At 61.3% G+C, this 26798-nt stretch carries 23 protein-coding genes, 2 tRNA genes and 1 pseudogene; 6 read left to right on the plus strand and 20 right to left on the minus strand.

The features are described from left to right. Positions 1–20 precede the first annotated feature (20 nt). The 4 genes and pseudogenes from ACEK02_RS14150 to ACEK02_RS14165 all read left to right on the plus strand — a co-directional run. Entirely contained in the window at positions 21–1775 is a 1755-nt protein-coding gene (locus ACEK02_RS14150; RefSeq protein WP_371422314.1) for a type IV secretory system conjugative DNA transfer family protein, read from the plus strand. A 167-nt stretch (positions 1776–1942) separates the two neighbouring features. Further along, positions 1943–4627 carry a MobF family relaxase gene (mobF, locus tag ACEK02_RS14155; RefSeq protein WP_371422315.1) on the plus strand — a complete coding sequence of 895 codons (2685 nt, stop codon included), beginning with the start codon at positions 1943–1945 and terminating at the stop codon, positions 4625–4627. A 197-nt stretch (positions 4628–4824) separates the two neighbouring features. Beyond that, complete coding sequence (locus ACEK02_RS14160; protein WP_371422316.1) at positions 4825–5253, plus strand: hypothetical protein; 429 nt, start codon at positions 4825–4827, stop codon at positions 5251–5253. Positions 5254–5285: 32 nt separating this feature from the next. Continuing rightward, positions 5286–6425: pseudogene (locus ACEK02_RS14165) on the plus strand (recombinase family protein); the annotation flags it as partial. A 513-nt stretch (positions 6426–6938) separates the two neighbouring features. Here ACEK02_RS14165 and ACEK02_RS14170 read toward each other — a convergent pair. The 10 genes from ACEK02_RS14170 to ACEK02_RS14215 all read right to left on the minus strand — a co-directional run bounded on the left by ACEK02_RS14170 (position 6939) and on the right by ACEK02_RS14215 (position 13946). After that, a tRNA-Phe gene (locus ACEK02_RS14170) sits at positions 6939–7014 on the minus strand. 158 nt (positions 7015–7172) lie between these two features. Then, positions 7173–7349: a DNA gyrase inhibitor YacG gene (yacG, locus tag ACEK02_RS14175; RefSeq protein WP_371422317.1), complete on the minus strand. Its 177-nt coding sequence runs from the start codon at positions 7347–7349 to the stop codon at positions 7173–7175. Next, complete coding sequence (locus tag ACEK02_RS14180) at positions 7339–7962, minus strand: Maf-like protein (RefSeq protein ID WP_371422318.1); 624 nt, start codon at positions 7960–7962, stop codon at positions 7339–7341. The genes yacG and ACEK02_RS14180 overlap by 11 nt, the downstream gene beginning before the upstream one ends. A gap of 87 nt (positions 7963–8049) precedes the next feature. Further along, the gene (locus tag ACEK02_RS14185) at positions 8050–8517 is read right to left on the minus strand and encodes a low molecular weight phosphatase family protein (RefSeq protein WP_371422319.1); all 468 of its coding nucleotides are present in this window, start codon (positions 8515–8517) and stop codon (positions 8050–8052) included. A 6-nt stretch (positions 8518–8523) separates the two neighbouring features. Then, the gene (locus ACEK02_RS14190) at positions 8524–9021 is read right to left on the minus strand and encodes a UPF0262 family protein (protein WP_371422320.1); all 498 of its coding nucleotides are present in this window, start codon (positions 9019–9021) and stop codon (positions 8524–8526) included. Then, positions 9018–10313, minus strand: coding sequence for a histidinol dehydrogenase (gene hisD / locus ACEK02_RS14195; protein WP_371422321.1), 1296 nt, complete (start codon positions 10311–10313; stop codon positions 9018–9020). Before hisD ends, ACEK02_RS14190 begins: the two co-directional genes overlap by 4 nt. A gap of 103 nt (positions 10314–10416) precedes the next feature. After that, positions 10417–10869, minus strand: coding sequence for a DUF2948 family protein (locus ACEK02_RS14200; protein ID WP_371422322.1), 453 nt, complete (start codon positions 10867–10869; stop codon positions 10417–10419). Positions 10870–10890: 21 nt separating this feature from the next. Continuing rightward, positions 10891–12180 carry a UDP-N-acetylglucosamine 1-carboxyvinyltransferase gene (gene murA / locus ACEK02_RS14205; protein WP_371422323.1) on the minus strand — a complete coding sequence of 430 codons (1290 nt, stop codon included), beginning with the start codon at positions 12178–12180 and terminating at the stop codon, positions 10891–10893. 126 nt (positions 12181–12306) lie between these two features. After that, on the minus strand, positions 12307–12972 hold the full coding sequence (locus ACEK02_RS14210; protein WP_371422324.1) for an epimerase: 666 nt from the start codon (positions 12970–12972) through the stop codon (positions 12307–12309). Positions 12973–13010: 38 nt separating this feature from the next. Next, positions 13011–13946 (minus strand): SDR family oxidoreductase, encoded by a 936-nt coding sequence (locus ACEK02_RS14215; RefSeq protein ID WP_371422325.1) that lies wholly within the window; start codon positions 13944–13946, stop codon positions 13011–13013. Between the two features lie 105 nt (positions 13947–14051). Between ACEK02_RS14215 and ACEK02_RS14220 the strand changes: the two genes are divergently transcribed. After that, on the plus strand, positions 14052–14714 hold the full coding sequence (locus tag ACEK02_RS14220; RefSeq protein ID WP_371422326.1) for a TetR/AcrR family transcriptional regulator: 663 nt from the start codon (positions 14052–14054) through the stop codon (positions 14712–14714). Positions 14715–14756: 42 nt separating this feature from the next. On the opposite strand, the gene ACEK02_RS14225 is transcribed toward ACEK02_RS14220, so the two are convergent. The 4 genes from ACEK02_RS14225 to ACEK02_RS14240 form a co-directional block, all read right to left on the minus strand. Next, complete coding sequence (locus ACEK02_RS14225) at positions 14757–15263, minus strand: hypothetical protein (RefSeq protein WP_371422327.1); 507 nt, start codon at positions 15261–15263, stop codon at positions 14757–14759. Positions 15264–15491: 228 nt separating this feature from the next. Further along, the gene (locus ACEK02_RS14230; protein ID WP_371422328.1) at positions 15492–15800 is read right to left on the minus strand and encodes a UBP-type zinc finger domain-containing protein; all 309 of its coding nucleotides are present in this window, start codon (positions 15798–15800) and stop codon (positions 15492–15494) included. Between the two features lie 20 nt (positions 15801–15820). Beyond that, positions 15821–17530, minus strand: coding sequence for an FAD-dependent oxidoreductase (locus ACEK02_RS14235; RefSeq protein WP_371422329.1), 1710 nt, complete (start codon positions 17528–17530; stop codon positions 15821–15823). A gap of 34 nt (positions 17531–17564) precedes the next feature. Then, the gene (locus tag ACEK02_RS14240; protein WP_371422330.1) at positions 17565–17774 is read right to left on the minus strand and encodes a hypothetical protein; all 210 of its coding nucleotides are present in this window, start codon (positions 17772–17774) and stop codon (positions 17565–17567) included. A gap of 338 nt (positions 17775–18112) precedes the next feature. On the opposite strand from ACEK02_RS14240, the gene ACEK02_RS14245 reads away from it, so the two are divergent. Further along, a tRNA-Thr gene (locus tag ACEK02_RS14245) sits at positions 18113–18187 on the plus strand. Positions 18188–18864: 677 nt separating this feature from the next. Here the strand turns inward: ACEK02_RS14245 and ACEK02_RS14250 are convergent. From ACEK02_RS14250 to ACEK02_RS14275, 6 genes are all read right to left on the minus strand, one after another. Further along, positions 18865–20754 (minus strand): feruloyl-CoA synthase, encoded by a 1890-nt coding sequence (locus ACEK02_RS14250; RefSeq protein WP_371422378.1) that lies wholly within the window; start codon positions 20752–20754, stop codon positions 18865–18867. A gap of 93 nt (positions 20755–20847) precedes the next feature. Further along, positions 20848–22041, minus strand: a complete 1194-nt coding sequence (boxA, locus tag ACEK02_RS14255; RefSeq protein WP_371422331.1) for a benzoyl-CoA 2,3-epoxidase subunit BoxA — start codon at positions 22039–22041, stop codon at positions 20848–20850. 77 nt (positions 22042–22118) lie between these two features. Beyond that, positions 22119–23564 (minus strand): benzoyl-CoA 2,3-epoxidase subunit BoxB, encoded by a 1446-nt coding sequence (gene boxB, locus ACEK02_RS14260; RefSeq protein WP_371422332.1) that lies wholly within the window; start codon positions 23562–23564, stop codon positions 22119–22121. A gap of 104 nt (positions 23565–23668) precedes the next feature. After that, positions 23669–25357 (minus strand): 2,3-epoxybenzoyl-CoA dihydrolase, encoded by a 1689-nt coding sequence (boxC, locus tag ACEK02_RS14265; protein WP_371422333.1) that lies wholly within the window; start codon positions 25355–25357, stop codon positions 23669–23671. Between the two features lie 111 nt (positions 25358–25468). Then, the gene (locus ACEK02_RS14270; RefSeq protein ID WP_371422334.1) at positions 25469–25963 is read right to left on the minus strand and encodes a DUF309 domain-containing protein; all 495 of its coding nucleotides are present in this window, start codon (positions 25961–25963) and stop codon (positions 25469–25471) included. Between the two features lie 12 nt (positions 25964–25975). Then, entirely contained in the window at positions 25976–26794 is an 819-nt protein-coding gene (locus ACEK02_RS14275; RefSeq protein ID WP_371422335.1) for an alpha/beta fold hydrolase, read from the minus strand. Between the last annotated feature and the right edge of the window lie 4 nt (positions 26795–26798).

A 26798-nucleotide genomic window follows, 5' to 3' on the forward strand; every position in this document is an offset into this window, starting at 1 on the left:
ACAAAATGTAGGAATCGAACGTGAACAATACGATCGTCAAGTTTTACCCCGCGCTTCTGGTTGCATTCTGCATCTTCATCGCGATCGGATGCCTCTCATATCTGTCACTCTTTCTAGTTGCCCCGCCCGATGTTGATCTGCTGTTCGCGGGCCGTGTACCGCTGAACAGCCATCCCGTATTAATCGAGATTTTCCGGCAGATCACGGGCTGGCGGTGCTCAGTCTCCGACGGGCCATTGTTCGTGACTTGCCGCATGCGCTGGGTTGTGAACATCCCAGCGCAGCTTGCGGGCGAGCCCAAGCTAGGCGCGCGGCTGATGGCGCTTGGTTTGACCCCTTTCATCGCGGCAAGCGTCGCCTTTTATGAAACCTATACCCGCACGCCGCCCGTTGAGACCGACTTGGTAAAGAGCGGTCGGCGCGTTTTGTTTGGCGAGTATGCTCGGCGAGCCATCCAGGCCTTCATTCGCCGCACGGGAAGGACCGCCGAGGACGGTCTATGGCTTCTGCCGAACGTGCAACTAAACCGGGCGCAAGAGGCTCGCAATATTCTGGTAATCGGCACACAAGGATCGGGGAAGACGGCGTTACTGCGGGCTCACATCGCACAGCTCTTGGCTGGCACCGGGTTGACCTTCGTCTTCGATGTAAAGGGCGATATGGTCGCGGGTCTCCCCACCGACGAGTTCGTTCTCGTGGCGCCGCACGATGCGCGGACATGGGCTTTGAACATTGGACCGGAAATCACAAATCGCGCGATTGCTCTGGAGTTCGCAACGAAATGTATCGATGATGAAAACAAGAAAAGCATGTGGGTCTCGGCGGCGCGCGCGATTCTAGCCGACCTTGCGATGGTGCTTCGTGCTCGTCATGGTGATCACTGGAGCTGGAATGAACTGCGCGAAATCGCGCTATCCAGCCCGGCAAGCCTACAACAGGCGCTGACGCAAATTAATGCACCGAGCCTTCCACTCGTCTCGTTTGGGTCGGATCCCGCAGAGAACCGGACCGTGATGTCCGTGCTCATCACTATGTGGGTGGCGGTCCTTGCGACAATCGAGCCGCTGGCGGACGCCTTTGCGAGTGTCCCTGCAGAGCGCCAGTTTACCGTGCAAGAATGGATGGGCCGCAAGGGCGAGATGCCCGCGGCGCTCGTGTTTCAGAAGTCGTTGGCATTTCCGGAGCTATCGGGCCTGCTGGGATCGTTTCTTGCGGAACGCATAGCGACGGCGGCACTGACCCCTGCTCGCCGTGAACCCGACGCCCCGCGGTTGGCCCTCGTGCTGGATGAGTTCTCGGAAATCCCGATGACGAGGCTTCCGAGCCTCCTTTCCCTCGGCCGCGAAATGAAAGTTACGACCATTTGTAGTCTGCAGGATCTCGGCCAACTGAGTTCGCTGGCCGGCCCCGAAAACGCAACCATCATAGAAAGCCGCTTCGGCATTCGCCTGGTGCTGCGCCTCGAGCCGGGAGATACCGTTGAGCGGATCCTGCGCACCTGGCTTGGCGAGCGACGCATCAGTCGCCGCCGGGATGCGACGGTCGAAGAATTGAAGGCCGGGATCACTCGCCCGCGAGAGACGGTGACCGTTCCCGTCATCCTGCCCGACTTGCTCACCGACGAGCTCGGGGTGCGCGTGACCGGCAACGGAACGATGATCAAGCTTCTGGTTTGCGGTTTCCCAACCGTCGGCATTGTCGATGTTCCACTCACCACCTGGCCCGATCGCCGGGAGGCGCATATCGCACCCAATTCCGCGGCAAAGGTCGGATAGTGGCTCATCGAGAGTCGAAGGCTCTAACCACGGGAACTAGATCTGTTGCGAAGCAATAGCCCCAAAACCTCGCTGCGGCTGCCGTTGTCAAAAAACGGCAAATTCGTTTCCGAGCAGCAATTGCCGATCTGACCAGAATGGGAGGCCTCTACTTATGAGGTTTTCCCTTGGTTGCTTCCTTCGCCATCATCCGCCGCCCTGGCTACTATACGTCGCAGCCCTCGGACTACTATCGGGCGGGCGCAGAGTCGGGCGGCGTTTGGTTGCGCGGCAATACCAAACTTCGAATTGTCGCCGGCACCGCGGTCGATCCCCGCGACTTCGACCTTCTTTGCGATGGCTGTGATGCCGCTGGCAATAGGCTTGTCTCCGCACCGTCATTCAAGCGCCGGGCGCCGGGTGTCGATCTCACGCTGTCGTCGCCGAAGTCGCTGTCCGTTTTATATGCTGCGGGCGATCATTCGATCCAGACCATGATCGCAGACGCCGAAAGTGCGGCCGTTGAAGCGGTCCTGCGCTTGATCGAAAAGGAGATCCGCCTCGTTCGCCGCGGTCGGGACGGGGTGCGGCGCGAACACGCAAAAGAGTTCGTGGCGGCGGTGTTTACCCATTCGGAGGCGCGGCCAGAGACGCACGCGGACGGAACGGTGCTGGCTAGTGTGCAGCGCCACCATCATCTCTGCATCCCCTCGATCTGCGAGCGTTTCGATGGGACCTTCGGCGCAATCGATACAGCGGGCGATATCCGATCTTGGAAGAAGACCTTCGGCGCCTGCTACCGGCTTGCACTCGCACACGAACTGGAGCAGCGCGGCTTTGCGATCGATCGCGTGGAAGATGACTGGCGCTGGTCGATTGCGGCCGTGCCGCCTGAGCTCTGCGCGTATTTTTCTGCGCGGCGCTCGGCGATCGAACGAGAGCTGGCTAAGGCGGGACTGACCTCGGATGCAGCACCGGCAGTTGCAGCTGCGGCTGCGCGCAACACCCGACGCGCCAAAGATGAGATCAACGATGCGGACCGCTTCGCCCTGTGGCATCAAGCAATACGACGGTTGGGATTTGAACCGGACAGTGTTGTTGCTGCTGCCTTCGAAGCTGGAGAGCGCCTTGCCGTTGCGAGGCAATCCGAGAGTCCCCTCGTCCGTATCAAACAGGTCGCGGGAACGGTTCCTGCTGAACTGACTGAGTACGAGGCCACGTTCAGCCGGCGGCACGTCATTGAGACCGCCTGCAATGCGTTGGCTGGCACCGGTGCTTCCGTCGATGATGCACTCATGTCCGTCGATGACCTTATGCATGGCGGTGCTATCGTTATGCTCGGCGACAGTCGTGATGGCCCGGTGCTATCCACGCCCGACATGGTCGCGACAGAGCGTCGCCTGGTCGAAACCGCCGTTGATCTGGCGCAAGCAAAAATCGCGGCGCCGGATCCCGCCCATGTCCGTGATCTCTGCGGCCGAATTGGTCTATCGGATGAGCAAACAGATGTTGCCCTCTCGGCGACCTCAGGGCGCCGTCTGGTCAGCATTCTCGCCCCGGCGGGAAGCGGAAAGTCGACGGCACTGACCGCCATTGCCCGCGCGTTCGAGTCAATGGGCAGCGGCGCTGGCGCAGGATACGCCGTCCGTGCAGCTTCAGTCTCGTGGCGCGCCTCGCTGGATGCGGGTGCGTCCATCGGGGTACCCTCGCTCGCAATCGATGCGCTGCTCGCGCGCATTGATCGGCGTGCGGCGAAAAGTCTTCCCGCATTTGATCGCGACACCATCCTCCTAGTCGACGAAAGCGGACTTCAATCCAGCGTGCAGCTCGCGCGTCTTCTCGATCTTGTGGACGGCGCTGGCGGCCTTGATAGGCCAAAAAGCAATCTTTGCGGTCTCGTGATGGTGGGGGACGACAGGCAGTTAAGGCCCATCGGTCCCGGCCATGCGATTCGCCTCGTTCGCGATTCGATTGGCGCGGTGAGTCTGTCTCAGATTCATCGACAGCGCGAAACATGGGCGCGCGAGGCCGTTCTCGCCTTCGCGCGCGGCGATGCCAGTTCAGGCCTGACAGCATTCCATGACCGCGGCCTCATCGCTTTGCACGACCAGCTCAAGCCGGCAGTCGATGCGCTCGTTGAGGATTGGTCCGCAGCGCGGCGCTCTTCACCGATCGAGCAGCTCATGGTCCTCGCCAAGACGAACGCGGAGTCGCGTGCGCTCGGTGCGGCATTGCGCAATCGCCTGCGAAGCGACGGCATCGTTGGTGGGCGCGAAATCGTGCTGCCGGCCGCCGATGCCTCCGGCAATGCTTACTCTCTGCCCGTCGCGGTCGGCGACCATCTCGTTGCTCTCCGCCGGATTGATCGCTTGGGCGTGGTGAACGGGACGTCTCTTCATGTCGAGAGCATCAAGACCTCGCGTTTGACGAAGTCCGTGCAGATCACTGCCAGATGCGGCGATCGTCGACTTACGTTCTCACCGGCTGAATTTGCGGACGCCAAGGGGCGTATTCGGCTTGCGAATGGACTCGTGTCGACAGCGTTCAGAGCGCAAGGCCTGACAGTCGAGCGCGCGTTCGTGTTGCTGACAGATCGCCTCGATCGCCACGACGCATATGTCCTGGCTTCGCGCTCTACGGATGAGACCCGGTGGTATGGCGCGCGTAACAGCATCGATGCTGGCATTCGCGCGAGCGGCGACGATCTCGAGCAAACAATCGATGATGCGCGCCGCCTGCATTATCTCGCGGAGCGGCTCTCCCGCGAGCGCATCAAATCGACGACGCTCGACCTCGTCGATGTCGCAAGCATTGCTGAGCAGCATGCGGAGCGGGCGCGGTCCCGAGTGAGCGAGCTCAGCCATGAGCGCTAGAAAGGAAAATTCAAACCCACGGCCGATCGATCCAGAATTCTGGACAGTGGTCAACGAGCTGCCGGACCCGTTGCCAGTGACGACGGCCGAGGTCGAGGCGCTCGAAAGATACTTCGGCGAAATTCTAGATGAAGTTTTCAACCCAAGCCACGCAAAGTCCGCTCAAACGAGATCGAAACTTTAAAAGGAGACCAAGAATGACCATTCCCCCGCTCTACAAGCCTGTCGTACTCGAGATGTCGCTCGAACCTTACGCCAAAATCGCCGTCGATGGCGGCATCTGGCTCGCGGGCGAGATCGTTGCGCACGAACCCGGTATCTCGTTCGCGCCAAACCCTGCCTACATTTACAAGCCGCGGCACCGAACGGTTGTTATGGGCGGCCTGGGCGAGCTCAATGAAGCGCGGCGCCACCATGTATTTATTGAGGGCTTTCTTGCGCTACCCGAGAATGGCGCGCAGACGACATTCCGGCGGCTGCTGTTCACGCACAAAAAAATGCTCCACAAGGCATTGCGGGCTGAATGGTCGCGCCGCTGGCGTAATATCCAGATTCAAGAAAATGTGCGCCCTCACGCGATTGCTGCTGCAAGGCAGCTGCTTCCCAAGCCGCGCATTGTTCACTAGACTCTGACGCGTTTTAAAGGAGAGCGACTGGTATGGCCCGCAAGCATCTTCACGCAGAACAGCCGAAGAGAACGTCGCGCAACATTCTCGTCTATGTTCGAACCTCCACTGAAAAACAAGCGGCGAATTTTCTGAGCCTGTACGATCAGGAGAACCAAATCCTGGCTAAATGCGAGCGCGAGGGAGAAAACGTTCTGTCGGTCTATCGCGAGGGAGGCGAGACAGCCACCAACATGAAGCGGCCGGCGTTTGAGCAAATGGTGGCTCGTGCCACAGACGGTACGCGCTCCGTCGATGCCATCATGGTCTATTCGTTCTCGCGCGCGTTCCGCAATCAATTCGAGCAAGAGCTAACCGTTCGTGCCTTGCGCAAGCACAAGGTTGAGCTGGTGTCATTCGCTGAACCGTTGACTAATGACGCGAGCGGCGACCTCTTCCGCAAATTTATTGGCATCGTCAATGAATTTCAGTCAGCCGAAACTGCTCGCGCGACGACTCGCACCATGAAGGAGAACGCACGCCGGGGTTATTCCAATGGTGGCGTGATTCCGTTCGGCTATAAAACGATCGATGCTGAGTTAATTGGACATAAACAAAAGAAAAAGCTCGCAGTGGAGCCAGTCGAAGCCGAGATCGTGATTCACGCCTTCGATCTTGCGAGGAACGGCGACGGTGAAAGCGGTCCGCTTGGCACCAAAAAGATTGCGATCTGGTTGAACGAACGAGGTTTCCGATCAAGAAACGGCAAGCTGTTCGGCACGGGCACGATTTACGAGATCCTGACCCGAGATGCTTACTGCGGCCTGAGACGCTTCAACGAATACAACCGGAAGGGTGACGGAGAGCGTAAGGATGCCTCCGAAATCGTCGAATACGAAGTTCCCGAAATAATCGATCGCGCGACCTTCGATCAGGTGCAAGCCTTACTCGCCTCACGGCAGCCGAGAGCTAAGGGGCCGCGGTTGACCGCGGCGCCGTCATTGCTCGGAGGCCTAGTGCGTTGTGACTGTGCAGAGTCCTGTGCCCTGACGACGGCGACCGGCACATCTCGTACGGGCAAAGTGTACGCTTATTACAAATGCATCCAGGCGACCAAGCAGGGACGTCATATGGAAAACGGAACAGAGTGCGTCAATCGAAAGATTCCGCGGCCGGTGATCGAAAAGCTGGTCGTCGAAGCCATTCTTAATCAACTGCTCCAACCGGAGCGCGTGACTTCAATTCTGCTCGCCCTCAAGGCCCGCCGCGATGATCGGCAGGCTTCGGCCGACCGCCGTATTGTCGACCTTGCCCGGCAGGCCGCTGAGGCTGAAGAACGGCTCAGCCGGCTCTACGCGGCCATTGAAGCCGGGACGATCGATGGCACGGACCCCACCCTCAAAGCTCGGGTGGCTTCCCTCAAAGACGGCCGTGACCGGGCAGCCGAAGCCCTGGACTATGCAAAGAAGACAAGCGCAAGCCCCGTCGAGTTCGATCCGCTGGCCGTCGACCGGTTCAGCCGCCTTATGCGAGAGCAGCTCACCTCCGGTGACGTGGCTGCCCGCAAAGCCTACTTGGCTAGCGTGGTCGATGTCGTGATCGTTTCGGAAGATAAAATCCGGATTATCGGCTCAAACGACAACATTCGGTCCACATTTGGCCCAAACGGTCAACCCGCCCTGCGGGTTCAGAACTCTAACCAGCGATGGTGCCCAGGGGCGGGATCGAACCACCGACACTGCGATTTTCAGTCGCATGCTCTACCAACTGAGCTACCTGGGCGCCGCCCCGGATCAGGTCCAGGGAGCGCCGGTTTATAGTCAGGCAAATCGGCCATGTCCACCCGCCCGATGGCATTTCTGTGAACGAAGATTTTGCCGTCAAAACAATGGGAAATAGCCGCCTTGGACTGACCTGGGCAGCGCGGCCGCCCGTCGCCCCTATTCGGCGTCCTCGTCATCCGTCGGTTTGCCGGGAATCGCATAGGACCCCGACAGCCAGCGATTGAGATCGACGTCGCGGCAGCGCTCGGAACAGAACGGCCTGGATGCCTCGACCACGGGCTTGCCGCAGATCGGGCATGGCTTTTCGCCGGATTTGGACGCCTTAGCTTGCATTCAACCAACCGAAACGGATCGGGAAGCCCTCGCCGCCGAGGAGCGTGACGGTCTCGTAGAGCGGCAGGCCGACGATATTGGTGTAGGAGCCGACCATCTTCACCACGAAGGAACCGGCGATGCCCTGCACGGCGTAGCCGCCGGCTTTGCCGCGCCATTCACCGGAACCGATATAGGTGCTGATGTCTTCCTCGTTAAGGCGCTTGAAGCGCACCCTGGTCTCGATCAGCCGCTGCCGGAAGCTTTCCTTGGGGGTGACGATGCAGACCGCCGTGTAGACGCGGTGGTTGCGGCCGGACAGCAGCCGCAGGCATTGCGAGGCCTCATCGACCAGCTCTGCCTTGGGCAGGATGCGGCGGCCGACGGCCACCACGGTATCGGCAGCGAGGATGAACGCGCCACGCAGTTCGTCGTCGAGCTGGACCGATTTCAGCGCGGCTTCGGCCTTGGCGCGGGCTAGGCGATTGGCGCAGGCGCGCGGCAGCTCGCCCCGCTTCGGGGTCTCGTCGACATCGGCGGGACGCAGCGCATCGGGCTCGATCCCAGCCTGATTGAGCAGGCTGAGACGGCGTGGCGAACCGGAGGCAAGAACGAATTTGGGACGGCCGAGCATGCGATGTGATCGATCTCAATCAGAACCTTGGAAATGCGCGCGGAACCTATCGGAAGCCCCCTGCTTCGACAACCGCGCACGCAGCATTTAGCCGCTGGCGGCGCCGCCTTTGGCGAAACGTTTGCGAATCCGCAGCAGCAGCCCATCGCAGACCTCGCGATAGGCGGCCAGTTTCTGTTCACGATTACCTTCGGTTCCCGTGGGGTCCACCGTCGGCCAGTATTCGACATCCGCCGCATCGGTGCGCGTCAGGTCCAGCGCCTTGTGATGCGCCTCCGGCGACAGCGTGATGATGAGATCGAAATTGAGCCCTTCCCAGTCCTCGAGTTCCTCGAAGGTCATGGGCTTGTGCCGGGAAATATCCTGGCCGAGCTCGGCCATCACGGCCACCGCGAAGGAATCCAGCTCGCCCTTCTTCACCCCGGCGGATTTCACATAAAGCGCCTGCGGGAACATCTGCTGCAACAGGCTGGCGGCCATCGGCGAGCGGACGCTGTTCTGGCCACAGGCAAACAGCACCGCCTGCGGCGTGCGCGCGCGTGGCGGCGCGGCCATGCGCGGCTACCCCTTCCAGTGAAGGACGGAGATCAACGTGAACAGCCGCCGTGACGTTTCGAAATCGACGCGCACCTTGCCGGCCAATCGTTCCTGCAGCGTGCGCGAGCCTTCGTCATGGATGCCGCGGCGTCCCATATCGATGGCCTCGATCTTGTCGGGCGTGGCCGTGCGGATCGCCTGGTAGTAGCTGTCGCAGATCATGAAGTAGTCCTTCACGATGCGGCGGAACGGCCCCAGCGACAACAGATGCGCCACCACGGGCGAGCCGTCCTCGCGGCGGATGTCGAACATCAGCCGACTGCCGGTGATGCCGATATGCAGCGCAAATGGGCCGCCTTGCGCGCCTTCCGGCGCGAACAGATTCTGCTCGATCAGGTCGTAGATCGCAATCGCCCGCTCGTGCTCGATATCCGGCCCGGAACGTCCGATCGATTCCTCATCGAGCGTCACCGCGACGATGCGGTTGCTGCTGTCATCCTCTGGTGGAGGGGTGTTGCTCATCGCAAATTGAGGCGCAATCCGACTGAACGTGCGTGGGCATCGAGGCCTTCGGCCTTGCCCAGCGTCATCGCAGCCGGTCCCAGCGCCCGTAGCTGATCCGGCCCGCACTTCAGGATCGATGTTCGCTTCATGAAGTCAAGTACGCCGAGACCCGATGAGAAGCGCGCCGAACGCGCGGTGGGCAGCACATGGTTGGAGCCGCCAACATAGTCGCCGATCGCTTCCGGTGTATACCCACCCAGAAAGATCGCGCCGGCATTGCGCACCTTCAGCGACAATGCCTCCGGATCGGCTGTCATGATTTCGAGATGCTCGGCGGCAATGGCGTTGGCCAGCGGCACGGCGTCATCGAGCGCCTTCACCAGAATGATCGCGCCATATTCGTTCCACGACGCGCGCGCGATATCGGCGCGCGGCAGCGTGGTGAGCTGCGCTTCGACCGCGCGCTCGACATTGTCGGCCAGCGCCTTGCTGTCGGTAATCAGGATCGACTGCGCGTTGGCATCGTGCTCTGCTTGCGCCAGCAAGTCTGCGGCGATCCAGTCGGCATTGGCAGTGTCGTCGGCAATGACCAGCACTTCTGAGGGGCCAGCAATCATGTCGATGCCGACCTTGCCGAATACCTGCCGCTTGGCGGCGGCCACATAAGCGTTGCCTGGGCCGACGATCTTGGCCACCGGCGCGATGGTCGCAGTGCCATAGGCCAATGCAGCCACGGCCTGCGCGCCGCCGACACGGTAGATTTCGGACACACCGCCAAGCTTCGCTGCGGCCAGTACCAGCGGATTGAGCTTGCCGTCCGGCGACGGCACCACCATCACCACACGCGCAACGCCGGCGACCCTGGCCGGCACGGCATTCATCAGGACCGACGATGGATAGGCCGCGGTGCCGCCCGGCACATAGAGGCCGACAGCCTCGATGGCGCTCCAGCGCCAGCCGAGCTCGACGCCTAGCGCATCGGTGAAACGGTCGTCCTTGGGCAGCTGGCGCTTGTGAAAGAGCTCGATCCGGTCGCGAGCGAATGTCAGCGCCTCCACGGTCTCTGCATCGCAGGCCGCGACGGCGGCATCGACCTCGGCCGGGGTCACGCGCAGAGCGGAGGCCTGGAGGTCAAGCCGGTCGAACTTGCGGGTGGCTTCCAGCAGCGCTGCGTCGCCACGGCTGGCAACGTCATCGACGATGGCGCGGGTGGCGGCCTCGATATCGGCCGCGACTTCGCGCTTCATCGCGAGGAAGGCATTGAAGCGCTGGGTAAAATCGGCGCTGGCGGTGTCGATACGAATTGGCATGATGGTGTTCCGGCGGGGCCTTGCCGGCCAAGGCCCCCTGCTCAATGGCGCGGCGGCAAAGTGCCGTCAACCCTGTGCTGCTATCGAAAGAATGAATGATGGATCAGGCATCCAGGCCGGAGGCCTCGGTGCCCGCCTCAGCGTCGCCGGTAAGGTCGTCGGGACCCAAGTCGGCCAGCTCGCATTCCAGACATTCGACGTCCAGCCGAAGCGCCCCCCCGCCGGCAAAGATCAGGACGACGCTGCCGCCAGGAGGCTCGGCGGCATGGAATTCGAGGCCGAGCAGTTCCAGCGCGATATCGGGCGTGTCGAGATCGATATCCCGGGACTTGCAGGCCAGCACGCGGTCGAACCGCAGCGCCGAGATCAGCCTGCGCGGCGTGACTTCACCTGAGATGGTCTGATCCCAGTCGAGCCGGCTCATGCCGACCACCAGGCGCTTCTCGCTCTGGCGCCAGATGATGTCGCCGACGCTGACGGCCGCATCCTGAACATGCGCGGAAATCACCGCGAGGTCGTCGGCATCCAGTGCAATCAGCCTGCGTTGCCCCGTCACGGCGCCCCCTTTGAGCGAATCCTATCCGCTGATGCGCTCGATGGTGGCGCCGCAGGCGGACAGCTTTTCCTCGAGCCGTTCGAAACCGCGGTCGAGATGATAGATGCGATTGACCATGGTCTCGCCTTCCGCGACGAGGCCGGCGATCACCAGCGACACCGAGGCGCGCAGATCGGTTGCCATCACAGGCGCGCCGCGCAGCTTGGCCGTGCCATCGATGGTGGCGGTCTCGCCGTCGAGATGAATCCGCGCACCGAAGCGGGCGAGCTCCTGCACATGCATGAAGCGGTTTTCGAAGATCGTCTCGGTGATGTGCGACGAACCCTTGGCCGTGGTCATCAGCGCCATCAACTGCGCCTGCAGATCGGTCGGGAAACCGGGGAATGGCGCCGTCGAGACGTTCACCGGCTTGATGCCGGCGCCGTTGCGGGACACGCGAATGCCGTCATTGTTGGGCGTCACCGTCGCACCGGCTTCGACCAGCACGTCGAGCGCTGCCTGCAGCAATTCCGGCCGCGCCCCGGAGAGTTGTACATCGCCGCCGGTCATCGCGACGGCCATGGCATAGGTACCAGTCTCGATACGATCCGGCAGTACGGTATGGCGCGTGCCATTCAGCTTGGCCACGCCCTCGATCTTGATCGTCGTGGTGCCGGCGCCGGTGATGCGCGCGCCCATCTTGTTCAGGCAGTCGGCGACATCAACGATCTCCGGCTCGCAGGCCGCGTTCTTGATAGTGGTCGTCCCCTTGGCCAGCGTCGCGGCCATCAGCGCCACATGAGTGCCGGAGACGGTGACCTTGGCGAAGTCGATCTCGGCGCCCTTGAGGCCGCCGGGCGCCTTCGCAATCACATAGCCACCGTCGATGGTGAGTTCGGCACCAAGCTTCTCCAGCGCCATGATCAAGAGATCCACCGGGCGGGTGCCGATAGCGCAGCCGCCGGGCAGCGACACCTTGGCTTCGTGCATGCGCGCCAGTAGCGGTGCGATCACCCAGAACGAGGCGCGCATCTTCGAGACCAGCTCATAGGGCGCTGTCGTATCGATGATGTTGGCGGCTGAGATATGCAGGGTCTGGCCCTGATATTCATGGTCGCCCGGACGCTTGCCGGCCGACATGATGTCCACGCCGTGATTGCCGAGAATGCGCTGCAACTGCGCGACGTCGGCCAGACGCGGCACGTTGTCGAGAATCAGCGTCTCGTCGGTCAGCAGACCGGCGATCATCAATGGCAGCGCCGCGTTCTTGGCGCCCGAAATCGGGATCGTGCCATTGAGTTTGCTGCCGCCGACGATGCGAATGCGATCCATACCGATTCCCGCTGATTGCTGTGCCCCGGTTATAGGGCGGTTGGCCTGTTTAAAGCAAAAGCTTTGAAATTTGCGGCTTTTCGATGAGGCCGGTAGCAAATCTGTAAAAGGGCCGAATCGGCCCGTTTATGCTCCAACCTGATTGATATCAGGAGTCTCCAGAATGGGCTTCGGATAACCGTTACGAACCACCCGGATCATGGCGCGGCCGAGCTTTTCGGTTGTCGTGACATAATTCGGCGCGATCCGGTTCAGCAACGACCATAGCGGCCCGGTGCCGGTGTAGATCGCCTGTACCCAGGCGGTCTTGGACCTCACACCATGCAGCGGCTGGATGCCGCCGGGGCGGAACATGTAGGCGGCCTTGAACGGCAGCTTGAGCAGATCGTTCTCGGTCTTGCCCTTGACCCGCGCCCACATCACGCTGCCCTGCTCGGTGCTGTCGGTGCTCTGACCGGTGACATAGACGAAAGTCATCGCGGGATTGAGCCGCACCAGCGTGTTCGCGACCGCAAGCGTGATGTCATAGGTGATCCGGCGATAGTCCGGCTCGCTCATGCCAAGCGAAGAGATGCCGAGGCAGAACAGGCAGGCATCGTAGCCTGTCAGATCAGACGCGATTGCCGACAGATTGAAAAAGTCACTATGCGAGATCTCACGCAGTTTGGCATTGCTCTGGCCCGTCGGGCTCCTCCCGATGGCGAGAACCGTTTCGATCCCCGGATCGAGCAAGCATTCGCGTAGCACGCCCTGCCCGACCATGCCGGTGGCGCCGAAGAGGATGACTTTCATCTGATTTCCCGTTGCACCGTCATTGCTGCGTCCCGAATTCATGCAGCGGCCGCGACCTGATCGAACGCGACTCGGGTCAGCTCAGCAGAAACATCCCACAGACGCGCCGCCACGGCAGCGTCCTTGGCCCTCGGCATGATCTTCGCGGCAGCTGGCGGACCTTTCAATTCGTAAAACCCGCTGGGTCCATAATACCCGGCCTTCTGAGCATGCGGAGAGGTCGCAGCAAACAAGGTCGGCAATGCGCCATTGGCCGCCGAATGGCTCAGCGGACGCGACAACCAGCTTCCGAGCCCCATCAAGCCACCGCTGCCGGGACCGTTCGGAACGAGATCGGTGAGTGCATAACCGGGATGCGCGGCATTGCTCATCAGGCCCCAGCCCGCGGCATCACTGCGCCGCTGCAATTCGATGGCGAAGATCAACATCGCCAGCTTCGACTGCTGATAGGCTTTCCACGGTTTGTAGAACGTTGCTGCCTGAAGATCATCGAAATCGATGATGCCCGAACGATGCGCCAGACTGCTGAGACTGACCACCCGCGCTGCCTCGCTGCGGCGAAGCGCCGGCAGCAGACGGGCCGTTAGCGCGTAGTGCCCGAGATAGTTGGTACCGAACTGCATCTCGAAGCCGTCGGCCGTTGTCCGCCGCGCAGGTAGCGCCATCACACCGGCATTGTTGATCAAGAGATCAAGCGAGCCATGCAGCGCATCGAAACGTCTGGCGAAGTCGGCGACAGAAGTCAGGCTAGCAAGATCGAGATGCTGATAGCTGATCAGGGCGTTTGGCACGCGTACGCAGACGGCGTCCAGAGCTTGCGCGCCTTTGGCGTCGTTGCGGCCTGTGAGAACCACTTCGGCACCCGCAGCGGCCAGTGCGACTGCCGTCTCGAACCCCAGGCCCCCGGTGGCGCCGGTCACGACCGCGAGCTTCCCCTCCAACGCTGGGATATTCCTGGTGGTCCAATCGCTCATCTTTGTCTCCCCACATCCGAGCCGCGACGCAAACGCCTGCAGATGGCTAAATGTGCACTGAGTGCAAATTTGCAATAGGTGCAGGCTAGCCTTATCTTAAGGCTGATGAGCACAGCCAAGCCCCTGAAATCAAAACCGAAAAGCGCTGCCGCCGGCACAGTGTCGACCGGCGGACTGCGCGAACGCAAACGCGAGCAGACCCTGCGGCGGGTGACGGAAGCAGCGATGAAGCTGTTTCTGGCCAAAGGCTACGAGGCCACCACGCTGGACGATATCGCGGCCGCCGCGGAGATTTCGCGCCGCAGCTTTTTCCACTATTTCGCGTCGAAGGAAGATGTCGTGGTGGCATGGCAGGATCGCAGCGCCGATGCCCTGACCGCTGCCATCGCCGAACGCCCCGCCGATGAATCGATGATCACCGCAGCAGAAAACGCGATCCGGACCATGACCCGGCACCTCAATCCCGAGGACGCCATCGCCATTGCCCGGCTGAAGCGCGAAACGCCGGCGCTGCAGGCGCGCGAGCAGGTCAAATACGAGAAGATGGAACGCGCAATGGCGGAGGCGCTTGCAGCGCGCGCCAGCGACAAGGCCGGTCAGACGCGGGCGCGGCTGGTGGCGATGATCACTACCGGCGCGATCCGGATCGCGAGCGAGAACTGGCTGACCGAGGGCGCGCGCGAAAAACCGGACGTGCTGGTCAAGCGCATGTTTGCGGATATCCGGGCGGCCCTCGACGAGCCGCCCGCACGCAAGGTGAAAAGCTGACGGATGATCCCAGCCGCCAGCTGTGGCTAGCCGCTTGCGCGGTCAGGCGAAGCTGCCCGGCAGCGGGCGAAACTTCTTCACCGCGGCAACAATCACGACGATGAAAAACACCAGCACGATACCCTGAACGATCGCAAAAGGCGGCTCGCTGGGCGGCACGCTCGGCGCCAGTGCGTGCAGCGGCGGGACCTTCAGGAAGCTCTGGATCACCAGCACGAACACATTGAGATAAAGCGAAGTCATCGCCGTCAGAACGTAGATCCAGCGCCACGAACCGGCGAGCTTCCGGCCGTACAACGCCAGGCAGGCGATTGCCAGCAGCACCAGCGAAATGATGCCGACGACATGCGAAGGCAGCAGCTTCTCAACCGGGAAAAAGAAGCCGGTCACGCTGGTCAGGATCGTGGTCAGGAGAAACAGCGCCGTCCAGCCGCGCATCGGATTGGACTTCAAGAGGCCGACCATTGCGACCAGGCCAGCAACGATGCCGATCAGGCTGATCACCACATGAAGCAACGTGAACGTTGCCAAGCTCATTCCCAAAACCATGATGCACCCCTGCTTCAGAACCCTTCAAAAAAACTACAGCGCGCCGCGGAAACTCGCCAACTGTTTTTTGGCTGATACTCATCATTCAAGTTTGATTTTTTGCCGTCGCGTCCCGATATGAGGGCTTTGCGCCCGCCGGCGCTGCCCTGTCGCGCATTAAGATATCCACCGTGTTAGCAGCGTCACATGCGAACGGCCCCTCGACGAGGCCGCACGGCAATCAGGCAATTAGTAGTAGCGCGGAATCGGCCCGTTGTGCGGAGTCTTTCGATCCGACAGATCGAACATCACTTCATCGACATAGCACCAGCCCCAGCCTTCCGGCGGATCGTAACCCTCGATGACCGGGTGTTTGGTAGCGTGGAAATGCTTGGTGGCGTGCCTGTTCGGGGAGTCGTCGCAACAACCGACGTGACCGCAGGTCCGGCAGATCCGCAAATGCAGCCACATACTGCCCGTCTTCAGACATTCCTCGCAGCCGAGTGCGCTCGGCGTAACGTCGCGAATGCCGAAGATATGTGTGCAGCCTTTGGACATGAGTATCTCCCGTTATCGGCTCAAAGGGTCGGCGTGGCCGTATCGCCGAGAAAACCATGCAGCGCCGCCACCACCTGGGCGCCCTCGCCGATCGCTCCGCCGACGCGCTTCACCGACCCCGAACGCACATCGCCGACGGCAAAGACACCGGGCACCGACGTTTCCAGCGCCTGTACGCTGCGACCATTGGTGGGAATACCGGTGATGATGAAGCCGTGACGGTCGAGCGTGACGCCGCAATCCGCCAGCCATTCGGTGGCCGGATCGGCGCCGACGAACAAAAACAGGTTGCGGATATCGGCGCTTGTCTCTTCGGCGGACAAACGGCTGCGGGTACGGACGCGCTCAAGCCCGGCCTCTTGCGTGCCTTCGAGCGCAACGACTTCGGTGTTGAATACCAGTTCGATATTCGGCGTCGCCTCGATACGCTCGATGAGGTAGCGCGACATGCTGGCACCGAGACCCCCGCCACGGATCACCATATGCACTCTATTGGCGTGACCGGCGAGAAACACCGCGGCCTGCCCGGCGGAATTGCCGCCGCCCACCAGGACGATCTCCTGCTCCTTGCACAGCCGCGCTTCGATCGGCGACGCCCAGTACCAGACACCACGGCCTTCGAAATCAGCGAGGCGCTCGATATCCGGCCGGCGATAGCGTGCACCCGATGCGACCACGATGGCCTTGGCGCGCATCACGTCGCCATCGTCCAGCGCCAGCGCGAACAGGCCATCTTTACGTGAACAGTCCAGCGACTTCACCGCCGCGGGGATCATGATATCTGCGCCGAATTTCTGCGCCTGGTTGAACGCACGCGCCGTCAGCGCCATGCCGGAAATGCCGGTGGGGAAACCGAGATAGTTCTCGATCCGCGCACTGGCGCCGGCCTGTCCTCCGAATGACTTGGCATCGCACACTGCAATGGACAGACCTTCGGACGCGCCATACACCGCCGTGGACAGGCCGGCAGGCCCGCTGCCGACGATGGCCACGTCATAGGTCTTGCCCTTGGCGATATGGCTAATCATGCCCATGGCGCGGGCGAGTTCGGAGAAGGACGGATTGCGCAGCACCGTGCCGTCAGCCACCACGACCAGCGGCAGATCCTGCGGCGACGGCGTATAGCGCGCGATCAGATCGGCAGCGTCCTTGTCCACCGCGGGATCGAGCAGATGATGCGGATAACCATTGCGGGTGAGGAAGCCCTGCAGGCGAATGACATCACTGGAATTGGCCGCGCCGATAAAGGCTGGACCACCGGCACCGCCTTGCAGGAGATTCACCCGGCGCAGGATCAGCGCGCGCATGATGCGTTCGCCCAGATCCGCCTCCGCGATCAGCAGTGCGCGCAGCCGTTCCGGCGGAATCAGCAGTGTCTCGATATCGCCTTCAGCATGACCGTCGACCAACGCGACGCGGCCCGACAGTTGCGCGATCTCGGCCACGAACTGTCCGGCACACTGATCGGCTATCGGCGTGATGCGACCAAAACCATCACGCTGGGTGATGGCGACATGTCCTGACAACACCACAAACATGCCGGGACCGGGCTTGCCGGTCTCGAACAGGCAATCGCCGTCCTTGAAATGCCTGATCTCACCGAAGCGGCGCATCCGTTCGATCTCTGCCGCCGTCAGCACGGGAAAGGTCTGATCGTGGCGCGGCAGCGCGACGCGTGGCGCATAGACCGGCAACTCGGCGCTGGATGATGCCTGGGATTCTGACGACATTTAAACTCGCATGCTCACGCGGTGGACGATGCCATCAATCCCGATCGGGATCGGCGGGTCTTGAACATAAGTCCGGTATCTTATCGGCATCCGGTGACGCCTCGGCGGCGGAATCGTCAACAAGACTGGCGCGGCCGCGCATTTGCGCTTTTCGGCGCTTGAGATTTTCGCGCAGCGCCTGGCGCAGCCTGTCCTGACGGGCAGTTGCACTTTCCTTGGCGGGTTTGCTCGGCGTATCGGTCATGGGCTGTTACGGTCGATCGAATGGCGTGCACAGATGCGCCGGATTGGATCCTGTGACCCATACATAACCACCTTCAGCGCATCAGACGAGATGATCGACGTCGCGGTGATGATCCGGGCCATAAAGGCTCTGCAGGTAGGTCGGCGAGGCCACGGGAACCGGATCGGCCCGCAGCTGGCGCAGCTCAAGGCGGCCACAACCGCAGCGGGCTGGCCACAGCCGATTATAACAATGATGCATTCGGAGTGTCCCCCGCGCTTGCGCCGCCCGCGACCTTGTGGCAAGGATCGCCCCGCTTGGTAGGCGGCGCCCTTGAGGCTGATTCCTGCACCCAGCTTGCTGCCGTAGCTCAGTGGTAGAGCACTCCATTGGTAATGGAGAGGTCGACAGTTCAATCCTGTCTGGCAGCACCATTTTCCCTGAAAAATCAATAAGTTCTCTTATCCGAGAGACCTGACAATCAGGCATCTGACGGCAGAACAGAACGGGAAATCGCGCTTGGATACGGCGAATATCCGTGGCCCTGTTCCCCGCCCGTTCCAATTGCGCGGCATCACCCGACACCAAATGACTGTGAAAAAGGCCTCCTTCGGAGGGCAGTAACTCGTGGCTTTGAATAATGAACCAAAATCGCGACGACTGCCTGCAAAACCCGCCCTAGCCGGCGGGTTTTTCATTTAGGGCACACATAGTGCCTCGACCGGCTCGCCTGCTGACCAAGCGGCCGAGCAAATCGCAGAACGTGTCGAGAAATGCGGTAATGGCTCATCTGAGCAGTTCCCCGCGCAGATCGGGCCCGTTCCGAGAACACTCCGCATGAGCCGTACCCGGAAACAAACGAGGTCGCCTCCTGGAGGGAGAGGCGACCTCGCGGAAAGCGCGAATGCCCTCGCGGCGATCCATGTGCTCTGGGGAAGAGCCCCATATTTGATCACGCCGGGCGCCGCGGCGTATGACGACGGCATGACACGGCATGTGACAGGTGATCGCATCGGCAAAGCATCTGCTTGGTCGCCCGACCAGATTTCTTCACCATCGACACGTTATTCTCTTTGATCGCAATGCATCGTCCGGATCGTGAACGTCCCTGCTAGGCATGACGTGCGTATTGCTCGCTGCTTGCGCAGATTATCAAGCGACCTGACAGACCCCTGTTCAGATCTTCCACATCGGCTGCACGGCGCGCCAGAACGGCGCGTTGGCTGACATAGCCCTTGTCAGTCATCTCGCCGCTATCGACAGATAACGGCTCTGCCAACAAAAGCGCGCAAGTTGCATAGGTGGAAGACCCTCCACCTGCCGCCTTCAGTCTTGCGAGCCCTTTCTCGATGGACGAACGTACGTTTTCGCAGCCAAGCACAGCATCGATGCTCGCTGACTCCGGCAGGCGGGACACCGCGCGGCAGGCAGCCAGGTTGGGAACAAGCAGGAAGCGCACATCCTCGCCACCATGACCGGCCACGACAATATCCTGAACCAGCGGCGCCAATGCGGAGATTCCTGCCACGCGCAGCGTTCCGACATTGACCCATGTGCCCGATGTCAGCTTGAAGTCCTCGGCGATGCGCCCGTCGAACAACAGGCCCTGCTCGGGATGAGCGGGGTCGGCAAATGCAACGGCATCGCCGATCAGATAGAAGCCGTCCGCATCAAAAGCCTTCGCGGTGAGGTCCGGCGCCTTCCAGTAGCCCGGCGTTACATTGGGCCCGCGCACCCGCACCTCCAACTTGCCGTCCGAGGGCACGAGCTTGAGCTCCGTACCGGGAATCGGCACGCCGATATTGCCTGATCTCGGCGCCTGAAAATGACAATCGGTCGCGAGCGGCGATGTTTCCGTCGATCCCCAGGCGGAGACCATCGGCAACGGGCGCCCGATTGTCTCGATGGAAAGCGCCTCCAGCGCCGACCATGTGCTCTGCGGCAGAGCCGCACCGGCATAGAAGACGAACTTCACCTCATTGAAGAATCGCTCTCGCAACTCGTCGTCTTTTCGCAGGGCGGCGACAAGCATATCGAAGCCGCGCGGCACGTTGAAATAGACCGTCGGCATGATGCTGCGCAGATTGGCAATGGAGGTCGCAAACAATCCGGGCGCGGGCTTGCCGCTGTCGATGTACAGCGTTCCGCCATTGCGCAGCACCATATTGAAGTTGTGGTTTCCGCCGAAGGTATGGCTCCAGGGCAGCCAGTCGAGAAGAACGAGCTCGTTCTGCGGAGCTTCGAGAAACGGCCAGGTCTGTGCCTTGGCCTGCTGGCTCGAGGTCAGCATGCGCTGGGTATTGATGACCGCCTTCGGCGCGCCGGTCGATCCCGACGTGAACAGAAACTTGGCGATCGTATCGGCATCAATCGCTGCAAAGGCCCGGTAGATGGCTGCGCTTACCGGTGTCGTGACCACATCAGCATATGACCACTCCTCTCCGCCGATCGCGTCACCGCCGATGATGGCGGCAGTGTGAAACGGGGCGATCGCAGCGAGGGCGGGGCCGAACTGATGCAGGTTCGAAACATAGATGGCACCGGGATCGAGAAGTTGAATCGCACGACGCAGCTTTTCGAAATCTTTCGACATCAGCGAATAGGCCGGGGAAATCGCAGCGACGGGCACACCGACATGCATCGCCGCCAGGGCCAAAACCGCATGCTCGATGCCGTTGTCGGACAGCACAGCGAGGGGCCGCTGCGCACTCATCTCCTGCGCGAGAATCCAGCTGCCCGCGCCGCGTACCCGCCGAAGCGTCTCGGCATAGCTCAGCGTCACCCAGGGCAGATCCGGACTGGACCGCTCCGCCAGAAAGATCCGATCCGGTGTCTCTTGTGCCCAATGTTCGAGCCAGTCCCCGACACAACGCGCATAGGGACGCAGCGCCGTGTCGGATCGAAGCACGATCGTTCCGTCGGCATGTGGTTCAGCGGTTACGGAGGGTGTCAGGAAGAATACGCTGTCCGTGTCAGGTCCATCGCTGCCGTTCAAGGCCATCATTTGTCTCCCCCGTAACGCGCCCGCTGTTGTTTTTATTCGGGCTATTCAATCGATCCCGCCAGTTCCGGCTCGGATCGAACACAACGTCGATCAGTAAGTCTCAACGTGATATCTTCCGCCGCCACGCATCGTCACTTTCAGATCCGACCAATCCATCGACGCGGCACGGCAAATATCAGCGAAGGCCTCTTCAACGCCGCTTTCCATTCCTTTCAACCCGCAGATATAGACGTGGGTCTGCGCGTCGCGCAGCAGCGAGGTGATGGCAGCAGCTTCGCTGCGGATACGATCCTGCACATAGATCCGCGGCTCGCCCGGCACGCGCGAATAGCAGAAGTGCTTGCCCAGCAACTCCTCCGGAACCTTTTGCAGCGGGCCGAAATAGGGCAGCTCCTCGGGGCGGCGCGCACCGAAGAAGAGAAGCAATCGCCCGGGCGCGCCGGGCATCGCGCGCCGGCGGCGCTCCGTGAAGCCGCGGAATGGCGCAGAGCCCGTGCCGGTACAGACCATCAGAACATTCGCCGACGGATCGTTCGGCAGCAGGAAGGTGGCGCCGAACGGCCCGGTGACTTCGACCTTTGCGCCACGCGGCAGATCGCACAGGTAATTCGAGCACAGCCCACCGGGCTCACGTTTCACGGTCAGCGCGAGATTGTTGGTATTCGGCTTCTCGCCATCGCGCGAGCTGGCGATCGAATAGAGCCGTACCTGATGCGGCTTGCCGTCCGCGTCCGAACCCGGCACGACAATGCCGATGCTCTGACCTTCGAGGATGGGAAACGGCTGATCGCCGAAATCCAGGATGATGTGGCGCACGTCCGAGTCGGCCGTCGCATGGGTGAGCCGGAAATTGCCGGTCACCGTAGCCAGCGCAGGCTTGCCGCGGTTGTAAAGGTTGACCGAGGCCTTGCTCGATGACGGCGGCGCCACCGGCTTGCCGCCCAGCCCCTTGCGCGCTTCTTCGAGCAACGCACCGATTTCATCTTCCAGCGCCTCGATGGCGCCCGCGCCGGCACTATTGTCCGCGAGTTCCTCCTGCGCAGGGAGGTCGCTCCAGGAGAACTGCTCCTCGAGCGAATACGGCGCCGCGACCACGCGCCAGTTATCGATCGCGCCGGTCGGACACGGTGAGATGCAGTCCATGCAGTAGTTGCAGATATCCGCGTTGACGACATAGTTATTGTCGTCATGCGTCACCGCATCGACTGGGCAGCTCTCCTCGCAGGTGTTACACCTGATGCAGATTTCCGGATCGATCAAATGCTGTTTGAAAGGAGCGTTCATGGCAAATCCCGCGCGTGCCATCGAGGACTGACAGCGGCGGAAGGAAGCTGGAAGTCCCTCCGCCCTGTCTGCTCGTTTCAGGCCGCAATCTTCACATATTCGAAATCGCCGGGCTTGTTGTCGATCCCGACCTTGGGTGCCGAGATCCAGCTGGCGAACTTGCCCGGCTCACTCACCGGCGTCATCAGCGATGCGATGAAATCACCATCTTCATTGGATGGCAGATAGTCGTTCCTGGCTTTCGCCCAGGCGGCATCGCTCATGATGATACCCTTCGGCGATGCATTGACGTCGCGGAATTCGCCGATCTGGCGATGGAACGCAGTGTGAGGCAGATCGAAGCGGAAATTGACGCCGGCCTTCTCGATGATCTTGTTCCAGCGCTCGACGCCCTTGGCGCAATCCGCGGTGTAATCGTCGCGCAGACGCATGTTGAGCGCGGTCAGCGCCGGTTCGTCGACCAGCTTGATTTCGCCATCGACGAATTTCAGGACCTGATAGATGTCGTTGGTGAGCTGGTGATCGTCCTCGATCTTCGTCTCCTGGAAGCGGCCCTTCAGTCCGGAATTGTAGAAATTCGCGGCATTGGTCGAAACTTCCGAACCGAACAGATCGAGCGACAGCGAATAATGCAGGTTGATCTTCTTCTGCATGGTCGGCAGATCGATCACGCCGAGTGCACGAATTTTCTCGATAGCGTTGGGATCCTCGATCCCCGCCGCCTTCATCGCTTCGCAGGTTCGCTGCAGCACGCGGCCGACGCCGGTCTCGCCGACGAACATATGATGCGCCTCCTCCGTCAGCATGAAGCGGCAGGTGCGCGACAGCGGGTCGAAGCCGGATTGGGCGAGACTCTCCAACTGCATCTTGCCGTCGCGGTCAGTGAAGAAGGTGAACATGAAGAAAGACAGCCAGTCCGGCGTGGCTTCATTGAATGCACCGAGCATGCGCGGCGCATCGGCATCGCCCGAGCGGCGACGGAGAAGATCGTCGGCCTCCTCGCGGCCGTCGCGGCCGAAATATTTCTGCAGCAGATAGACCATCGCCCAGAGATGCCGGCCCTCCTCCACGTTGACCTGGAACAGGTTGCGCAAGTCGTAGAGCGACGGCGCGGTCTGGCCGAGATGGCGCTGCTGTTCGACCGAGGCGGGTTCGGTGTCACCCTGAATGACGACGAGGCGGCGGAGCATCGCGCGATATTCGCCCGGGACTTCCTGCCAGGCGGGTTCGCCCATGTGTCGTCCGAAATTCACCTTGCGCTCGGTGTCCTGCGGCGCCAGCAACACGCCCCAACGATATTCAGGCATCTTCACATAATCGAACTTGGCCCAGCCTTTGGGATCGACCGATATCGCGGTGCGCAAATAGACGAGGGATTCCTGAAAACCTTCAGGCCCCATGTCGTTCCACCAGTCGAGATAGCCGGGATGCCATCCCTCCAGCGCCTTGAGCACCTGGCGATCCTCGGCCAGATTCACGTTGTTCGGAATCTTGGTGCTGTAGTCGACATTCATGATGTTCATGACTGGGATCTCCCGCTGTATTTCTGATCGTTCGAATTGGGCAAGCCACGGGCTTGCATTTATCCAGAGAGTGACACATGGCGCGCTGGTCCAGTTGCGGAGGCTTACACGCGCGTCATGTCGAACTCTGCCTTCTGGCCGGTGCCGTAACGTCCAAGCGCGCCGTTTTCGCCAACCGCATTGGGCCGCTGGAAGATCCAGTTCTGCCAGGCTGTGAGCCGCGAGAAGATTTTCGATTCCATCGTCTCAGGCCCGACAAAGCGCAGATTGGCTTCCATGCCTGTGAGGCTGTCGGGTGAGAAGCTGCAGCGTTCTTCGAAGAACACACGCACCTCGTCATCCCAGTCGATGTCATCGAGCGCGAAGGTGACGAGCCCGAGCTGCTCGGCGGTTTCCGCATCGAGCGGCTCGCCGATCCGCGCTTGCGCGCGGGTGACGTCCTCCGGATCGGCCTGGAACCGCGACTGCAACCGCGTCAGCCCGTGGCTCATCGGGTAAGGTCCGAAATTCATCGCGCTCAGCACGATCGCCGGCGGCGCGCGGTTGTCGCCCTGCTTCTGGCCGACCAGCATGTAGGAGCGGTCCGCCGCGAAGACGAGTTCGGCCAGCGTACCGACAAAGCACGAGCCCGGCTCGACCAGCGTCACCAGCGTGCGCGACGTCACGTCGATACGCTTCAGCACGCGCTTCCAGTATTGCCGGACCTCGTTGACCAGCCAATGCGCCTTGTGCGCTTCGAGAAAGGCATCATGGGACAGCACATTGGCGCCGTCGCCATGCGACTTGAACACCAGCATGGCCGTCTCGAGTTCATTGATCCGCAGATGCAGGATCGCGTCGTCCAGCTCGCGCGCCACCTGTAGCGGCCAGAAACTGTCCCCCTGCGCGATCATTCCATTGATATCTGACGGTGCCGGGCCTTCGGGAGCCTTGATCGAGATCGTGGCAATCCGTTCGGCGCGATTGATATCGACATTGACCAGACCATAGCGGATACCGCCATCGTCGAAGCGGCGTTTCAGCGGCGCCAGCTTGAGGCCTTCGCCGGTCCCGTTGCGCTTAGATGTCGCAAGAAATTCGTTGGCCCGCTCCGCGACCTTGGCTTCAAGCTTGCTGTTGGCAACGATGTCATCGATCAGCCGCCACGCCACTGCGCGCTTGCCCTTGATGCCTTCCTCGATGGTGCAGAAATAATCGGCGTGATCGCGGCGCACCTTGCGCTTGTCGACGACGCGCGTCAGGCCGCCGGTGCCCGGCAGCACCGCCAGCAGCGGCACTTCCGGCAGCGCCACCGCCGCCGAGCCATCGTCCGCCATGATGATGTGATCGGTAGCCAGCGCCAGTTCGTAACCACCGCCCGCAGCAGTGCCGTTGATCACCGAAATGAAGCGCTGGCCGGAGTTTTCGCTGGAGTCTTCGAAGCCATTGCGGGTTTCGTTGGTGAATTTGCAGAAATTGACCTTGTGGGCGTGGGTCGCGCCGGCCAGCATGCGGATATTGGCGCCGGCGCAGAACACGCGGTTCTTGCCGGAGCGCAGCAGCACGACCTTGACCTCGGGATATTCGAAGCGAAGCCGCTGCACGGCATCCGCCAGTTCGATGTCGACGCCAAGATCGTAGGAATTCAGTTTGAGCTGATAGCCCTCGAACAGACCGCCATTCTCATCGACATCCATGGTGAGCGTAGCAACGCCCTTGTCGACACTGAGCTTCCAGTGACGGTAGCGCGAGGGGTCAGTCTGGAAGTCGATAAATTTGGCGCCGTTCGAGAGAACGCGTTGCTCTGCGGCCATGCTCCACCCTTTGACAGTCTTGATTTATGCGCTGAGCGCCTTGATTACATGCACAATAATTCATGATATCAAGGACGTCCAGAGAAATCCGATAAAATCATGCACTTTCTTTCATATTCCGGTGATCTTGATCGGACCCCGCCCGGCCTCGCCGATCGCCAGTTGATGCGCGAGCGCAGACGCCAGCGCGGCGGCCGGAAACTGCCCGGAAAAGCTTCCGGCAATACCCGTCGGCGGTCGCCTGGCGAGTTCATGGAGTTCGGACAATGCGTCCTGCAGCAATCGATGTGCCGCGTGCGGCCGCTGCAGGCTGAGTTTCAAATTGGCATTGGCAACCTGAATACAGGCGCGTAGCAGAATCCGGTCGCGTCCTCTTTGCGGCGCGACCTTCCAGACGGCCTCAAGAATTTCGTGAGCTTCCCAGAAGAAGCCGGCATCGTTGAGTGCAAGGCCATACCGCAACGCCGGATCATCTGCCGGGACGAACCCAGCGTAGCGCATCGGGACCAGCGCCTTGGCCAGCGCGAGCGTGTCGTGATCAGCCTCTGTGTCTTTGTCGAGCCGATAGGGCCAACGCGGCATCGCCAGGGGTGCAACAGAGACCACGATGCTGACTGCTCAGGCGGCGCGCAGTTCACCCTCGCCGTGAAAACGCAACAGACGATTGGCGAAGTCCGCCACGGCATCCAGCGTCACTTCGGGGGCTTCGCGATGCGGTGAATGCGCAGCGCCCGGAACGATGGTCACGTCCACCGGGCAATAGCATTCCGTCTCGGCGATCTCGATCTGCCTCATGGTGCCGTAGTGATCATCCGCGCCCTGCAAGATCTTTACGGGCACGCGCACATAAGCGAGATAGTCGGAAATATCCCAGTCGCGGAACTTGGGATCGAGCCAGGCGCCGTTCCAGCCATAGAACGCATTGTCGACGTCATCATGCCAGCGCGCGAGCTTGGCTTTCAGATCGCCCTGTTCGTAGGCCGTCTTGATCTTGGCGATCGACGTGACGGAAATATCCTCAACGACGAAATGCGGCGCGATCATCGAGACGCCGCGAATGCGATGGTCCTGAATGCCGCCGGCATAGATCGCCGCGATGGATCCGCCATCGGAATGACCGACCAGCAAGCCGCGGCGAAAGCCGATGGCATCGAGCAGTTGCGGCAGCACCTCAAGTGCTTCGACATGCATGTAGTCCAGCGGCCGCGGCAACGCGACCGGCGTCGACGCGCCATATCCGGCGCGTGAATAGACGAAGACGCCAGCCCCGGTCGCTGCCTGAAGCTTGTCCGGGAAGTCGCCCCACAGCGCGACCGAGCCCAGCCCTTCATGCAACAGTATGATGGTCGGCGCCGCATCGGGTTGCGGACCGATCATGCGGTATTCAAGTTCGGATGCACCGATGGCCAACCGTCCCGCAGATTGCAATGCGCTCATCTTG

Source organism: Tardiphaga sp. (assembly GCF_041424195.1).
Lineage (GTDB): Bacteria > Pseudomonadota > Alphaproteobacteria > Rhizobiales > Xanthobacteraceae > Tardiphaga.